Raw genomic sequence first — 15429 nt, forward strand, 5'->3', positions numbered from 1 at the left:
AAGGTGAAAATACGAATTATCCGGCATTATCTGTAACGAGAATTATTTCAGGATCACTTATTGCAAAAGTTTTACGGTGGTATGGTGTAAGCCCGTGAAGCAAGGCTGCAGAGCGATGTACTTTAGTCGGATAACCTTTATTTTGCTGCCACTGATAAACAGGAAATTCAGCAGAAAGGTTGTCCATATATTCATCACGATGCGTTTTTGCCAGTATAGAGGCGGCAGCAATATTCAGATATTTACCATCTCCTTTTACAATGCAGCTATGCGGGATATCCGGATATGTTTTAAAACGGTTTCCATCAATACTTAAATATTCTGGTTTAACCTTCAGCTGTTCAATTGCTCTGTGCATAGCCAGAAATGAAGCATTCAGAATATTAATCTCGTCTATTTCATGGTTATCCACTGATGCAACAGCCCAGGCTACTGCTTCCTTTTCGATAATAAATCTTAAAGCTACCCGCTGTTTATGTGTGAGTTTTTTCGAGTCGTTCAGTTCTCCTGCATTAAAATCCAAAGGCAGAATTACCGCTGCTGCATAAACAGGTCCGGCTAAACAACCTCTGCCGGCTTCATCGCAGCCTGCTTCTAAAAATTCTTGTTGAAAACAGTTTAATAACATATGTGCCAAAGTTAAAGGAATTTTACACCAATGTCCCCGGAGATTTCACTTTAAAAGCATCACTCAGACCTATTGCCATTAAATTAAAAGCATACACTGTCAGCATGATTGCCATTCCGGGTAAAATAGCCAGGTATGCTGCGTCCATAACAATATATCCGTAGTTTTCTTTAATCATCCCTCCCCAGCTCGGCATGGGCGGCTGAGCACCAAAACCCAGAAAACTCAGTCCGGTTTCAAGCAGGATAGCGGAAGCAAAATTGGCCGAAGCAATTACCAGCACCGGGCCGGCAATATTAGGCAGGATGTGCCGGGTAAGAATACGGAAGGTTGGAAAACCCAGGGCCCGTGCTGCCTCTACAAATTCAGCCTCTTTCAATGCAATCACCTGTCCTCTGACTAACCTCGATACATCCACCCAGGTGGATAAACCTACGGCAATAAATATCTGCCAGAAACCTTTTCCCAGGGCAAAAGAGATAGCAATGACCAGTAAAAGTGAAGGCAGTGACCAGATTACATTCATTAGCCAGCTGATGACCGAATCTGTCATCCCGCCAAAATAACCTGCCAGAGCCCCAAGACTCAGGCCTATACTCATTGAAATCAATACAGCCAGTAAACCCACAGACAAAGAGACACGAATCCCCAGAATCAACCGGCTTAACAGGTCTCTTCCATAACCGTCTGTACCCAGCCAGAAGGTCTGCTGATAAATATGTTCCTGAAGATATTTATGGTGATCAGCAGGAAGCGGAATACTGCTTTCTGCGGCCTCTTCATCATCTCCAATATATTCTTTGATGAATAATTGATTACCTGCGATCCTGTAGCCTGTAATTGGAATACTTTTAAATTCAGCTTCCTGTCCGTAGAGCATTTTTTCCAGGAAGTTCACCTTTTTAAATTCAGGATTATGACTGATCACTAAAAACCGGAATGACCTGCCGGGCTTTTTATTGCTCAATTGCAAGTGCATGGTATTAGCCATTGGCGTCTGATCTGGTGTAATCAGATAACCCAGTATCCCCATGAGCAATAACAGCAGAATAAATATTAATCCTCCAACAGCAGATTTATTTCTCCTGAACCTGGCCCAGATTCTCTGCGCCGGACTATGAAGGTCTTTAGAATTCATCTGCTATAGTTCATTATTTAACCATTCTGCCTTTCCAGTTATACTTACCTGAGTTACCTGCAATACCAATATAAATGATATAAAGAATATGGAGTACATTAAGCACCGGAAGTAAAGCCATCAGGCTTCTTCTTTTCGCAAATTTCGTCACATCCAGCAGGAATATAAATTCTACAATTATTTTTAAAAGTAACTGAATGAGGGCGATCTTAAGGAAGCCGATAAAAAATAGTCCGACCAGCAGATTCAACAAAATACTTACGTTGAAGAACCAGATAAATACACCCAGCACAATTATAGATTTATTTTTATAACGTGTACTTTTTGAAGCCCAGCGTTTACGCTGCTGCAGAAACTCTCCCAGATTAGGTTTGGCATGAGTATATACCACGGCATCAGCACTTCTCAGAAAACCAATACGATTGTCATAACGGGCTGCAATTTTATGCAGTAATAACTCATCATCTCCTGAAGCCAGGTCATCTATACCCTGAAAACCACCAACCTCATAAAAAGCGGCCTTTTCATAAGCTAAGTTAGCACCATTACAGGTAGAAGGTTTTTTATTCCCGATTGTGGAAGCACCCAAACCAATCAGATAAAGGAATTCCAGTGACTGAGCTCTTTCAAAGAAACTTTTCTCTTCATCATAGGCCACAGGCGATGAGATCATTTTATATTGCTTCTCTTCATAAAAAGCGATAATCGTTTTAAGCCAGCTGGTACCCATACGGCAATCCGCATCGGTAGTAATGATCAGATCACCAGTGGATTGTCCAATTGCAGTCTGTATAGCTTTTTTCTTATACGAATTTAAAGCCCGGTCTTCTTTCAGAGAGATCAGCTTTACACCTGATGAGGCATATGATCTGATAATTTCAGCAGTACTATCTGTAGAGTGATCATCAATAAATATGATTTCCGTCAATGCTTTATTATAATCCTGTGCAAGCAGTGCTTCAATAGTCCTGTGGATATTATCAGCCTCATTACGGGCTGCAACAATAATAGATACAGCTGTTGAACCTGTAGTCTGCTTATACTTAAATGGTATCAATTTATGCCAGCCTCTGATAAATCCGGCAACAACAAGGAGATATATAAGGGTTAAAAATGCAGATAGATAACTAACGACGATTAAGATTTCCAAAAAAATTTAATTTAAAAACAAAATATGAACCTAATATAGCAGGAATAATAATATTAATAAGCCAGATACTTGCGGTGCAAGCAATCACAGCAACATCCTGTCTGGTTACAAAGCTAAAAAAATAAGACGCAGTTGCGCTTCTTATCCCAATATCAAATAAATCCAGAGAAGGCAGTGTAGACTGTACAAAAAACAGAATACAAACCATCATCAGGATATCCAGATAATGAATATCGGCTATCAGCCAGAAAAACATAATGAAATACTGTGTACTGAACACGACATAACGTGCCATACAAAACATCAGTATCTGAAAAAGTTCTTTTTTCTGATAGCGCCCGAGAATACTATAAAACTTCTTATACTTCCTGGTAAAACGCATAGATAGCAACAAACCGTTTAACCACCGGATATTAAAAAAGAAGGTTACGAAAAACAGACAAAACATCACCGCCAGTGTAATGATGGCATAATTGAGTCTGTAGTCCAGATGAAGAAAACGGAGGATAAAAACACATAATGCAATTGCGCCAAAAATATTGGTCAGCACCATCTGCCCGATATTACCTACTGCCATGGCAACTACCCCGATAATTCTCCGTTTCGGAGAGAGGAAAAATACCCGGCCACCATATTCGCCCAATCTGTTTGGCGTAAAAATAGCCAGTGTTAAACCACAGAAAACAGATTCAATGGATTGCCATAAACTTAGTTTTTCAATCTTTCTGAGCAGTCGTTTCCATTTGAGGGCTTCAAGTCCCCAGTTAACCAGCATCAGTACCAGCACCAATGAAATTACTGCAATAATTTCTGTCTGTGGTATAGTGGAGATAATCTGTCTGAAGCTTTCAAGATTAGCATTTGAAGTAAGTTTATGATAGATGAACCAGAATGCAAAAGCAACTATTGCTACTTTTATAGCATAGGAAAATATACGTTTATAGTCAGATCTCAAATTATCGTTTCTTTTATATTGTGCAAATATGCTTAATATTGTTCTATGTTGGCTGAAAAAAAGGAGAGGGTAATCATGGGCATCGACCCTGGAACTGCGGTGATGGGTTATGGTGTAATTTTAGAAAAAGGGAGCAAGATAGAACTGATTGCTATGGGTGTGGTAAAGATGGGCCATCTGGATGATCATTTTTTAAAACTACAACGTATTTTTGCTAAGACTGTTGCCCTGGTTGAACAATACAAACCAGATGTCATGGCACTGGAAGCACCATTTTACGGAAAGAATATACAGGTGATGCTGAAATTGGGCAGAGCCCAGGGAATCTGCATGGCAGCTGCCCTATCGAGAGATGTTCCGATTACAGAATATGCCCCGCGAAAAATCAAACAATCTATTACAGGTAACGGAAGTGCCGGAAAAGAACAGGTGGCTGCAATGCTGCAGAGACTGCTGAATTTTAAAGAGACTCCTGAGTTTTTAGATGCAACAGATGGATTGGCTGTTGCAGTCTGTCACTCCTTTCAGCGGGTATCCACAACTGGCAGCGGAAAATCTTATTCAGGATGGGATGCATTTGCAAAAGACAATCAGAAAAGAGTGAAATAATGGTACATTTGGTTTTAATTTAATGAATTTTGGATAATAATATATCAAAACTAACCTTATTAAACCCCGGTAAACTACGTACCTTATTATCGCTGGGTTTTAAAGGATATTTAGCAGAAAATGGCTGGTTTAAGGCTCGTGAAACAAAATCATCTGTAGATCAGCATGGCAATCCTATTCCATGGGTGACTTATTCTTTTATAGATTTCATCAAAGACAGGATCAGTAATCAGCATGACATTTTTGAATTTGGCTGCGGAAACTCAACGCTGTTCTATGCAAAAAATGCCCGGTCAGTAACTGCTGTGGAGCATGATAAAGCATGGTATGAAAGAAATGCCAATATCAAAATACCTAATGTAAAAATGATTTATTGCGAGCTGGTACGTGGCGGAGCCTATTCAAAAAGTGCCGTTACCACAAACAAAAAATTTAATATCATTATTGTAGATGGCAGGGATCGTGTAAATTGCTGTAAGGAGTCTGTGAATTCCCTGACTGAGGATGGCGTTATCGTACTGGATAACTCAGAACGTCCGGATTATGCCGAAGCTTTCACTTTTCTGAAAGAAAAAGGTTTTAAGCATCTGCCTTTTTCAGGAATGAGTCCCGGAGTAACAACTTCAAATTGCACCTCTGTATTTTACAAAAGCAATAACTGTTTAGGGATATAACATCTTTTCAACCTGCAGCTGGTCTGCTGCATATACCCATAAAAAAGCCTTCTGCAACATCAGTTACAGAAGGCTTTTTCATTATATTTTCTGGAATTATGAGCCTAGGATTTTGAATACTGCTTTGCAGCAAATAAATGAACCAAGGAATAATATGATCCATGATACCAGAGATAAAGTAGTTGAGTCAAATGCGAAACGCAGATAAACCCCTAACATACACACAACGATACCCGCAACCAATAATTTATATATTGATGTCTGATTTGCATTTTGCATGCTTTTAGTATTGTGTTTTGGCGTTTGCTCCATTTTTTTATTTTTTAATTCTGCTGCAAAATTAATATTATTCCAACAAAAAAGGCATTTTCAACTAAGAATTTATCGAATAAAATTCAAACAGACTTCCAGAGGGTGTCTGAACTAAGCTGTTCGAATTATTTATCTCCTTTTAATAGCTTTTCAACCCCTCAATTCGTTGTTTTGATCTTTCAGTTTCACTCAGATGTCCGCCTTTATAAAGCAGTTTTTCCCAGTCTCCATACATCGGATTAGGCAGTACAATGAAGTGATTGCCAAATTCTTGCTGCGCTTTATCCACTTCTTCCTTTGTGTTTTTTCCTTCTCTGTAAAAGACATTGGAAAAGTCACTGAGGTTATCGCCGCAAAGCAGCAGGATATTATACTGACCCAGTACCTTTTGTCTGCGTGCTTCCTTATCAGAAGTACCCTGTTTAACCATTAAATGAGCGTCATCAGCATAAGGAAATCCTAAACGCTGTAAATTGGTTAATGTTGCTTTATAATCTGCCTGATCGCGGTTAGTGATATAAAAAGTCTCTACCTGTTGTGATTGTGCATATTTCAGAAAGCCCAGAGCACCAGGTACAGTATCAGCTGCTGCTTTACCAGTCCATTCCGACCAGTCTTTAGCTGCATAACTTAGACCTTTCTGTATTTCATGTCCCTGAAACGGTGAATTGTCTAAAACTGTTTCATCGATATCAACTACTACACAACTCGGTTTTGTTGTATCAGCGCCTTTTAAACGTTCCTGCAAAGAGAGTTTAGCGAAGTTATAAGCCTGAAAAGACAGCGCCCTGTACTCTCCGGAATGCTGCTGCCATGCCACGGCAATGGTATAATCTTTGGCTGCTTCAGCAGTCGGGTTGGTTTGTGCAATCAGACCGAAAGGAAGTATAAGCGCCAATACGACCGGAAAAAAGAATTTTGTCATGATGAAATATTTGCGCAAAAATAATTATTCAGAAGACTTGAAAAGTTGTTTATATGTAAAAAGGCCGTTATCAAATGATAACGGCCTTTTCTTTATTGATTTTACGGGGATGATTATCCGTTCAGTGCTGCAGCACCACTTACAATCTCTGTAAGCTCTGTAGTAATTGCAGCCTGACGTGCCTGGTTGTATGAAAGTTTTAAAGCTTTCAGCAGGTCGCCCGCATTTTCTGTTGCTTTATCCATTGAAGTCATCCTTGCTCCGTGTTCTGAAGCATGAGAATCCAATACTGCTTTGAATAACTGAATCTTGATCGACTTAGGAATTAATTCTTTTACAATTTCCTCTTTTGAAGGCTCAAGAATATAATCTACCTGATGCTGACTGGTTTCTTCAGTTTTTTCGTTTTGTGGTAAAGGCAATAACTGCTCTGTAGTTACAATCTGTACAGCAGCATTCTTAAAACGGTTATAAACTAATTCCACTTTGTCATATTCACCGTTTTTAAATCCGGCCATGATAGTGTCAGTAATTTTAGTTACGTTTTCAAATGTCAATGCAGCATAAACTTCATTATTGTTTCCAATAACGTTGTAACCTCTCTTCTCGTAAAAGTCCTGAGATTTTTTACCGATAGCTACGATACTTACATTACCATTTTTATACTGCTCACTGTATTTCTCAGCAATCAGGTTATTTGTTGCCTTAATTACATTCATATTGAATGCACCAGCTAAACCACGGTTTGAAGATACCACCACAATTAACACCTTGTTAGGCTCGCGTTCTTCAATATATGGTGATGAAGATCCTTCCAGGTTGGCAGAAAGATTCCCTAAGATCTCTTTTAGCTTCGTAGCATACGGACGTAACTGTATAATAGCATTAGTTGCACGCTTCAGCTTAGCTGCCGAAACCATTTTCATGGCTTTGGTGATCTGCTGTGTAGACTGCACTGATGATATACGAATTCTTACTTCTTTTAAATTAGCCATTCTTTTTTAATCTTCTTTAAGCCTGCTTAAATATTAAACAGGCTCTTTTATTTTATTTAGTATTTACCTGCTAATTCTTTAGCTACAGTTTCCAATACAGATGTAATTGCATCATCCAGTTTACCAGCTTTCAAAGCAGCTAAAGTTTGTGGGTGACGTAATTCCAGTTGTTGTAAATATTCAGCTTCAAACGCTCTGATTTTATTTACAGGAACTGAACGCATCAGGTTTTTAGTACCAATATAAATGATTGCAACCTGTTTCTCTACAGTCATTGGAGAGAACTGACCTTGCTTTAATATCTCAACGTTTCTTGAACCTTTATCCAGTACAGATTTGGTTGCAGCATCTAAATCAGATCCGAATTTAGAGAAAGCCTCTAATTCACGGTATTGAGCCTGGTCTAATTTCAAAGTACCAGCTACCTTTTTCATTGATTTAATCTGTGCGTTACCACCTACACGTGATACTGAGATACCCACGTTGATCGCCGGACGTACACCTGCGTTAAACAGATTAGACTCTAAGAAGATCTGACCGTCAGTAATCGAGATTACGTTGGTTGGGATATAAGCAGAAACGTCACCAGCCTGAGTTTCGATAATAGGTAATGCAGTTAATGAACCACCACCTTTAACGATACCTTTCAGAGATTCTGGTAAATCGTTCATTGCCTGTGCGATCTCATCGTTAGAGTTGATTTTAGCAGCACGCTCTAATAAACGACTGTGCAGATAAAACACGTCTCCAGGATAAGCCTCACGTCCCGGTGGACGACGAAGTAACAGAGAAACCTCACGGTAAGCAACTGCCTGTTTAGATAAATCATCATAAACGATTAATGCAGGACGACCTGTATCACGGAAGTATTCACCAATTGCCGCACCAGAGAATGGAGCGTAAAACTGCAATGGAGCAGGATCAGCAGCTGAAGCAGAAACTACTACTGTGTAAGCCATTGCACCGTTCTCTTCAAGAGTACGAACAACGTTTGCTACAGTACTTGCTTTCTGACCACAAGCAACATATATACATAAAACAGGGTTACCTGCTTCATAAAATTCTTTCTGATTGATGATAGTATCAATACAAACAGCACTCTTACCTGTCTGACGATCACCAATAACCAGCTCACGCTGACCACGACCGATCGGAATCATTGCATCAATAGCTTTGATACCTGTCTGAAGAGGCTCATTAACCGGCTGACGATAGATTACTCCAGGAGCTTTACGTTCGATTGGCATCTCGTAAGTCTGACCAATGATTGGTCCCTTACCGTCGATAGGTTCACCTAATGTATTTACTACACGGCCTAACATACCTTCACCAACTTTAATAGAGGCAATTTTTTTAGTACGTTTAATTGTATCGCCTTCTTTGATAGTGCTTGACGGGCCTAATAAAACCACACCAACATTATCTTCTTCAAGGTTTAAAACAATACCCTGCAAGCCGTTTTCAAATTCAACTAGCTCGCCTGATTGAACTTTAGTCAAACCATAAACACGAGCAATACCATCACCCACTTGTAATACGGTACCAACTTCTTCAAGTTCGGCTTCTGATTTAAAGCCCGACAATTGTTGCCTGATAATTGCCGATACTTCGTCTGGTCTTACCTCTACCATAATTTTATATTATTTCTTTTGTAATTCTGTATATTGTTATCGGATCTAAACCACGCCCTGGGCCAATTCCTTTTTTAGTTTATTCAGACTACCAGCGATACTGGCATCAAATTGTTTGTCGCCTACCTTAAGGATGAAACCGCCGATTAATTTATCGCTGATTTTTTCCTCAATGTTTACCTGGTTTGCGCCTGTTTCTTTTTTAACTACATTGATAATCTCTGCTTTATTCGCATCGGTCAATGCTATTGCTGATAATACTTCGGCAGTTACAATACCTTTCAAGGTATTATATTGTCTGATGAATGCTTTGGTAGTATCAAATAAAATAGCAGCACGACCTTTACTGACAAGCAGTTTCAGATAAGAACTGGTAATGGCGTGAACGCTTTTACCAAAAATCCCTTCCAAAATCGACTGTTTTTTATCCAGAGGAATAACAGGGTTTTGAAGAATAGCCTCTAACACACTGTTTTGATCAATAACCTGCTCAATTTGCACCATATCATTTTTCATCTCTTCCAAAGCGTTTTGCTCTGCAGAAAGATCAATTAATGATTTAGCGTATCTTGATGCTGCTTTATTTTCTGACATGTTATTTTAATTTGTTGGCAAGGAATTAGTTCAATTCGATATCTTTCAATAAATCAGCAACGAAATCCTGCTGTTTAGCTTTATCAGCTAACTGATTGCGTAATACGCGTTCAGCGATATCAATTGACAATGAAGAAACCTGATCTTTCAATTCAGCTAATGCAGCTTTCTTTTGATTTTCAATTTCAATTCTTGCTTTTTCAATTAATTTAGCTCCTTCAACCTGTGCCTGATGCTTAGCGTCATTAACGATTGAATCTTTTAACGTTTTCGCTTCTTTCAGCATTAAGTCTCTTTCTGCACGGGCTTCTTTCATAGACTCCTCGTTCTGTGCAGCCAAGCGTACCATTTCCTGTTTCGCTAATTCAGCTTTGTTTAAAGCCTCATCGATATTATGCTCACGCTCTTTAATAGCCGCTAATACAGGTTTCCATGCAAATTTGGCTAAAACAAACATCAACAATAGAAATGCTATTGTCTGAAAAACAACTAAACCAATTTCCGGTACTAATAATTCCATCTGGGTATATATATTAAATCTTTATTTCTTAAATCATAGTATGTACTTTGCAGCAATCCTGCAAAGTACATGACCATTTTTTTTAGTTGGCAATTAATGCAACAACTACTGCGAAAAGAGCAACTGCTTCAACGAATGCAGCAGCGATTAACATCGCAGTTTGAATTTTAGAGGCTGCTTCAGGTTGACGAGCAATACCTTCCATAGCTGAACTACCGATTTTTCCGATACCTACACCTGCACCAATAGCAGCTAATCCAGCACCAATTGCAGCAATACTTCCTGTAATCATGATTATATATATTAATTGTTGTTAAAAAATTCTAATTAGTGGTGTTCTTCTATCGCCATTCCAATGAACAGCGCAGATAACATGGTAAAAATAAATGCCTGAATAAATGCAACCAGCAATTCGATTGCTCCGATGAACAATGCAAACGGAACCGATACTACGGAAACATAAACAGAGTTGAATACGAAGATCAGACCGATCAGTGATAACATCAGGATGTGACCTGCAGTAATGTTTGCAAATAAACGTATCGCAAGAGCGATAGGTTTAGTAAACACTCCAATGATCTCCACCGGTACCAGTACGATATATAACCACCATGGTACATCAGGCGTAAAGATGTGTTTCCAGTAATACTTATTACCATTGGTTACAACCAGGATTAAAGTAATAACTGACAATACTGCAGTTACAGCAATATTTCCTGTTAAGTTAGCTCCTCCCGGAAGGAATGGAACCAGACCCAGCATATTGTTGAACCAGATAAAGAAAAACACAGTTAACAGGTATGGCATAAAACGCTCATACTTGTGACCTAAATTTGGTCTTGCAATGTCATCACGTACAAAAAGGATAACCGGCTCAATCCAGGATTGTAATCCTTTCGGAGATTTTCCTTTTCTCTTTTTGTATCCGTTGGCCACATTAAGAAATACCAGCAGGATCACCACAACAGAAAGTAATAAAGTACATACGTTCTTGGTTACGGAGAAATCCAGTGGTCTTGCATTATGTGCATGATGATTGGCATCAAGCTCTACATATTCTCCTTCTGCATTCGCAGTTTCAGAAGCATAGTAAATTTTCTCATGCAATTTAACAAAACGCTGACCGGCGCGTTCTACAACTAATTTCGCTTCATCATCTCCATGAAACTCATCAGAATTAAACATAACCAAACCATTCTGTGTATACAGAATGACAGGCAGGCCGATAAAGGTATCACCGATTACATGCCAGCTATGCGAATCCGCAATGTGGTGTAAGGCGAACTTACCTAAATTGAACTTCTTCTCAGCCTCTGGTTCGGCGTGAGCGGTTGCGGTTGCTTTCGATGTGTCCTCCTGTGCATATAACAGGGGTGTTACAAAGAATAACGCTAAAAAAAGCGTAAAAACAAGGGTTAACCTATTAACTTTAAAATCAAAAACGTGGCTACAATCCATTTACTGGCAGATTTTTACTTATTATTTTGGTGGCGCAAGTTACATAACAGAGAGTATATTTCAAAGAAGCTGAACAATAAATATAAAGAAAAAAAGTTGAGCGCGAAAACCAACCCCTTTTCTTTAGTGTTCAGGCTGTAAATCAGGACAAAAGCCATAGAAAATATCATTTTCAAAACAATTGACCCCATAATAGCCATTATACCCGTCTCAGGATCCATTTTTATCCCTAAATAAGCCATTATATAAGCTATATAGGTAAGCCCGCCGGTAAACCCAAACAGCAGCCAGAACTTTTTGGCAAGTAATGGAACAGCCGGAAATAATACAGGTAAGGCAAAAGCTACCCCGGCAAGGAGCAGCGAATAGACCAGATAGTATAACGTAAACTTTAAAATACTCAAAATAATTTTTTTTGACAAAAGTATTAGAATCTGTTTGAATTCAGATGATAAATTATTTATTAATCATTTTAAAGGTTTTCGTCAGTTAAGAGAGATTATCCAGGTTAGTCCCTGTTATTCAGCTGTCTGATGATCTGATAAAGCGAAACAATCACGCCCAAAAGGCCAAGCAATGCCGTAAAGATCAGCTTTTCACTGTTCCTGTAGCCATCAATCTTATATCCGGCAAAGGCAAACACACCAATAGTGGCCAGCATCTGAAAACCAATCCCGGTATACCGGATAAAGTTTGTTGCTTTTTTATTCTTCTGCGGTTCAATCATCTTACAGGTGTATATAGGGTCTTTTAAATTTACAGGCTTACAAATCGGGTTCTTCTTATAAAAATATAACAGCTTCTTAAACCACCGCTAGTAAAAAATTAATAATTTGCATAGAAATACTGCCGAATAAAATATTTTTGCATACATTCTATCTAATTTTAAATGTTGACTCAAACTACTTATTTGAAGAATCTCCAACGCTCCGGTTTGAAATTGCTATTATTTTACCTGGGAAGCTCCTTCTTAGTGGCTTGCAGTACCCCTAAAGATACGGCAACGAGCAGAGCTATGCAAAACTTAACTGCCCGTTACAACTATATTTATAATGCCAACGTTATTCTCAATAATTATGAAGAGGAATCCTATAATTCATATATAGATAATTATAGTGATGTCCTGCCAGTCTATACCGACCCTGAGAAGTTCAGTTCAGAAACAGTTCTCCATCCGCCAGCCAATGACAGAGCACTGGATGCCATTGTCAAAAAATCAAGGGCAATCATCGCTGATAAAGCCTTTAGTAATTATATAGATGATGCCTACCTGTTGCTGGGTAAAGCCTATTATCTGAAAACCAATTATTTTGTTGCCGAAGAATACTTTGACTATACCGCCAAAACCTATACTAAAGATATCAATGTACTGGTCACTGCCCAGAACTGGAAAGCAAGAAGCCTGATGCAGCTGAACAATATGGAGGATGCAGCGATTATACTCGATACCGTTTATGATAACCTGGCGCTGATTAAGAAAAAGAGATCAGAGCCTATGGCTACCATTGCACAGTCTTATATTTACCAGAACAGATATAACGATGCCATCCCTATTCTGGAAAATGCCGTTAAAGAAAGTCCGCTGCAGCGTAACCGCATCCGCTGGACCTTTATACTTGCCCAGTTATATGAAAGACAGAAAAAATACCAGCAGGCCTTAGCCCTTTATACCAAAGTTCAAAAGAGCAACGCAGGTTTTGAATTATACTTCAATGCCAATTTAAACAAGATCAGAGTTACCGGTATCCTGAACGGCGAACATCTAAACCGGAAAAAGCAGTTGCTTGCCCTGCTCAGGGATGATAAAAACCTGGACTATCACGATCAGATCTATTATCAGATTGCTGAAGATTATGCAGAAGAAAACAATCTCGCCGACGCAGAAAAATATTATAAATTATCTATTCGGAACAGTACCAAGAATAATTATCAGAAAGGCTTGTCCTATCTCAGAATGGCCGATTTAAACTTCAATAAACACAAGGATTTTCTCAAAGCCAAATCCTACTATGACAGTACGGTTAATACCCTTCCTAAAAATTACCCGGGTTACGCGCAGATCTTAAAAAAGAGTCAGAACCTGGAGTACATTACCAACAGATATGATGTTATTGCCTTTCAGGATACACTCCAGATGCTGGCCAAACTTCCGGAAGCTGACCGTATAGCCAAAATCAAGAAACTTACTGCAATTAAAACCGCTCCCGTTGCAACCAGTACAACGGCATTCAGAAATGACCTGTTTCCGGAAACAGGCAGACGTAATAATACAGCAGGTGCAGCAGCGACAAGCTCATTTTATTTCAGCAACCCGGCAGCACTGAGCAGAGGATTTAATGACTTCCAGACCAGATGGGGTAACAGAAAACTGGAAGACAACTGGAGACAGAGCGTCAAGTCATCTTCGCAGACCACTGCCGAAAGCATAGCCAGGGTAGAGAACAATGGCTATCCTCTGGACAGAATCGGAGCAGAGAAAATCATTGCCGATAAAGATACCAGCGGAAAACACTATCTGGCAGCAGTTCCGCTAACACCGGAAGCCGTAAATGCTTCAAACGTAAAAATCATTGATGCCTATTATGATATTGCTAATTTTTATCAGCAGGAGCTGGATGATCAGGCTGAGGCAATCCGGATCTATCAGTTAATATTAAGCCGTTTCCCTGACAACAGTCATCTGGGTTCTATCTATTATAGTTTGTATCTGTGTTCTAAAAAGACAGATCCTGCAAATACTGCCAGATACAAAGCTATGGTATTGGATAAGTTTCCCGGAAGTATCTATGCCAAAACTATCCTTGACCCCGATTATTCCGTGAAACAATCAGATCTGGAAGCTGCAGGAATTAAAAAATACAACCAGATATTTGAACTTTACGAAGGGAAAGCATTTCCGGCAGTAATTACAGAGGTGAACACCACTGTCCGGCAGTATCCCTCAGGTCTGATCAATCCGCAGTTAAGTTACCTCAGAGCTATTGCTATTGGAAGAACTCAGAACATTGACAGTCTGACAGCAGCATTCAAAGCAATTACAGGTTCCTATCCTGAGGATAAACTAATCGTTCCTTTAGTCAAAGATCACCTGGCTTATATTGCTACCCACCAGGGTGAGTTCCGTCAAAGAAAAGTTGCCCTGCCAGACTTTGATCCGGCCGAACCACGTTTCTTTACCTCAGCTCCTGTTGCAGAGAAAACTGTTCCTGTTGCTACGCAGCCGGATCTTCAGCCTATCGTACAAGCTGCAAAAGAAAACCCTGTAGCTGTCCGTCAGCAGCCAGCAGCAGTAAAAGAAAATCCCGTAGCGGTCGTTCCACCGGTTACAGTCATTGCAGAACCGGTCGTTCCACCAGTTACACAGCCGGCAGCAGAAAAAGTAACACCGGTTGTCACTCCGGAAAACCCTGTTGCAGTCATTGCAGCACCAATAGCAGAAACACCTGTAAAGGCTATTCCTGCTCCGGTTAAAGATAAAACATTCAGTACAGACATCTCTAAAGTCTACTATTTTGTAATTGATGTTGCTGATGCCAGCTTAACCCTGAGTTCATCACGTTTTGGTATCGGTCAGTTTAACCGCGGAAACTTCCCCGGAGGCGGCCTGAGACATCAATTAACAGAATTTGACAATGACCAACTGATATATGTTGGGAACTTTCTTAGTTTTGCAGAAGCAAAAAGTTACGCCGACGGAATAACTCCTCAATTAAAACAGATTATGAAAGTACCAGCTGGTATTTACAGCAGCTTCATTATCAGTAAGGAGAATTTCGAAAAGCTCCGGACCAAAGATCTGGTAACTAGATATTTAGAATTCTACAAAAACAACTATTAAAA

16 protein-coding genes are annotated in these 15429 nt (G+C 39.5%); 3 read left to right on the forward strand and 13 right to left on the reverse strand.

Annotation, left to right across the window (positions count from 1 at the left end; all coding sequences use genetic code 11):
* Window positions 1-16: 16 nt before the first annotated feature.
* From PL_RS13295 to PL_RS13310, 4 genes are read right to left on the reverse strand one after another with little or no spacing between them, the layout of a single operon-like run.
* On the reverse strand, window positions 17-628 hold the full coding sequence (locus tag PL_RS13295) for a ribonuclease HII (protein ID WP_041879706.1): 612 nt from the start codon (window positions 626-628) through the stop codon (window positions 17-19).
* A gap of 22 nt (window positions 629-650) precedes the next feature.
* A complete protein-coding gene (locus PL_RS13300; protein ID WP_041879702.1) occupies window positions 651-1766 on the reverse strand; it encodes an ABC transporter permease in 1116 nt (371 codons plus the stop codon).
* Between the two features lie 13 nt (window positions 1767-1779).
* Entirely contained in the window at window positions 1780-2916 is a 1137-nt protein-coding gene (locus PL_RS13305; RefSeq protein ID WP_082035852.1) for a glycosyltransferase family 2 protein, read from the reverse strand.
* The gene (locus PL_RS13310) at window positions 2894-3871 is read right to left on the reverse strand and encodes a hypothetical protein (RefSeq protein WP_348619693.1); all 978 of its coding nucleotides are present in this window, start codon (window positions 3869-3871) and stop codon (window positions 2894-2896) included. Before PL_RS13310 ends, PL_RS13305 begins: the two co-directional genes overlap by 23 nt.
* Window positions 3872-3916: 45 nt before the next feature.
* Between PL_RS13310 and ruvC the strand changes: the two genes are divergently transcribed.
* Both ruvC and PL_RS13320 read left to right on the forward strand, forming a co-directional pair.
* Complete coding sequence (gene ruvC, locus PL_RS13315; protein ID WP_041879696.1) at window positions 3917-4480, forward strand: crossover junction endodeoxyribonuclease RuvC; 564 nt, start codon at window positions 3917-3919, stop codon at window positions 4478-4480.
* A gap of 29 nt (window positions 4481-4509) precedes the next feature.
* Window positions 4510-5154, forward strand: coding sequence for an FkbM family methyltransferase (locus PL_RS13320; RefSeq protein WP_041879693.1), 645 nt, complete (start codon window positions 4510-4512; stop codon window positions 5152-5154).
* Window positions 5155-5605: 451 nt separating this feature from the next.
* On the opposite strand, the gene PL_RS13325 is transcribed toward PL_RS13320, so the two are convergent.
* The 9 genes from PL_RS13325 to PL_RS13365 form a co-directional block, all read right to left on the reverse strand.
* Window positions 5606-6391 carry a 5'-nucleotidase, lipoprotein e(P4) family gene (locus PL_RS13325; protein ID WP_041879691.1) on the reverse strand — a complete coding sequence of 262 codons (786 nt, stop codon included), beginning with the start codon at window positions 6389-6391 and terminating at the stop codon, window positions 5606-5608.
* Window positions 6392-6504: 113 nt separating this feature from the next.
* Window positions 6505-7386, reverse strand: coding sequence for an ATP synthase F1 subunit gamma (atpG, locus tag PL_RS13330; protein WP_041879688.1), 882 nt, complete (start codon window positions 7384-7386; stop codon window positions 6505-6507).
* Window positions 7387-7442: 56 nt separating this feature from the next.
* Window positions 7443-9017, reverse strand: coding sequence for a F0F1 ATP synthase subunit alpha (gene atpA, locus PL_RS13335; protein WP_041879686.1), 1575 nt, complete (start codon window positions 9015-9017; stop codon window positions 7443-7445).
* A 45-nt stretch (window positions 9018-9062) separates the two neighbouring features.
* Entirely contained in the window at window positions 9063-9611 is a 549-nt protein-coding gene (gene atpH / locus PL_RS13340) for an ATP synthase F1 subunit delta (protein ID WP_041879683.1), read from the reverse strand.
* A 25-nt stretch (window positions 9612-9636) separates the two neighbouring features.
* A complete protein-coding gene (gene atpF, locus PL_RS13345) occupies window positions 9637-10131 on the reverse strand; it encodes a F0F1 ATP synthase subunit B (protein ID WP_041879681.1) in 495 nt (164 codons plus the stop codon).
* A gap of 82 nt (window positions 10132-10213) precedes the next feature.
* Window positions 10214-10420: an ATP synthase F0 subunit C gene (gene atpE / locus PL_RS13350; protein ID WP_041879754.1), complete on the reverse strand. Its 207-nt coding sequence runs from the start codon at window positions 10418-10420 to the stop codon at window positions 10214-10216.
* Between the two features lie 38 nt (window positions 10421-10458).
* Window positions 10459-11589 (reverse strand): F0F1 ATP synthase subunit A, encoded by a 1131-nt coding sequence (atpB, locus tag PL_RS13355; protein ID WP_041879678.1) that lies wholly within the window; start codon window positions 11587-11589, stop codon window positions 10459-10461.
* Window positions 11590-11603: 14 nt separating this feature from the next.
* Window positions 11604-11993: a hypothetical protein gene (locus PL_RS13360; protein ID WP_041879751.1), complete on the reverse strand. Its 390-nt coding sequence runs from the start codon at window positions 11991-11993 to the stop codon at window positions 11604-11606.
* A 104-nt stretch (window positions 11994-12097) separates the two neighbouring features.
* Window positions 12098-12316 (reverse strand): AtpZ/AtpI family protein, encoded by a 219-nt coding sequence (locus PL_RS13365; protein WP_041879676.1) that lies wholly within the window; start codon window positions 12314-12316, stop codon window positions 12098-12100.
* A gap of 183 nt (window positions 12317-12499) precedes the next feature.
* On the opposite strand from PL_RS13365, the gene PL_RS13370 reads away from it, so the two are divergent.
* A complete protein-coding gene (locus PL_RS13370) occupies window positions 12500-15427 on the forward strand; it encodes a tetratricopeptide repeat protein (protein WP_041879748.1) in 2928 nt (975 codons plus the stop codon).
* Window positions 15428-15429 lie beyond the last annotated feature (2 nt).

The organism is Pedobacter lusitanus (genome assembly GCF_040026395.1).
Taxonomy (GTDB): Bacteria; Bacteroidota; Bacteroidia; order Sphingobacteriales; family Sphingobacteriaceae; genus Pedobacter; species Pedobacter lusitanus.

Coding starts and splice junctions, on each gene's coding strand:
- PL_RS13295 (WP_041879706.1), bottom strand. CDS start 628: ATGTTATTAAACTGTTTTCAACAAGAATTTTTAGAAGCAGGCTGCGAT.
- PL_RS13300 (WP_041879702.1), bottom strand. CDS start 1,766: ATGAATTCTAAAGACCTTCATAGTCCGGCGCAGAGAATCTGGGCCAGG.
- ruvC (WP_041879696.1), top strand. CDS start 3,917: ATGTTGGCTGAAAAAAAGGAGAGGGTAATCATGGGCATCGACCCTGGA.
- PL_RS13325 (WP_041879691.1), bottom strand. CDS start 6,391: ATGACAAAATTCTTTTTTCCGGTCGTATTGGCGCTTATACTTCCTTTC.
- atpG (WP_041879688.1), bottom strand. CDS start 7,386: ATGGCTAATTTAAAAGAAGTAAGAATTCGTATATCATCAGTGCAGTCT.
- atpA (WP_041879686.1), bottom strand. CDS start 9,017: ATGGTAGAGGTAAGACCAGACGAAGTATCGGCAATTATCAGGCAACAA.
- atpH (WP_041879683.1), bottom strand. CDS start 9,611: ATGTCAGAAAATAAAGCAGCATCAAGATACGCTAAATCATTAATTGAT.
- atpF (WP_041879681.1), bottom strand. CDS start 10,131: ATGGAATTATTAGTACCGGAAATTGGTTTAGTTGTTTTTCAGACAATA.
- atpB (WP_041879678.1), bottom strand. CDS start 11,589: ATGGATTGTAGCCACGTTTTTGATTTTAAAGTTAATAGGTTAACCCTT.
- PL_RS13365 (WP_041879676.1), bottom strand. CDS start 12,316: ATGATTGAACCGCAGAAGAATAAAAAAGCAACAAACTTTATCCGGTAT.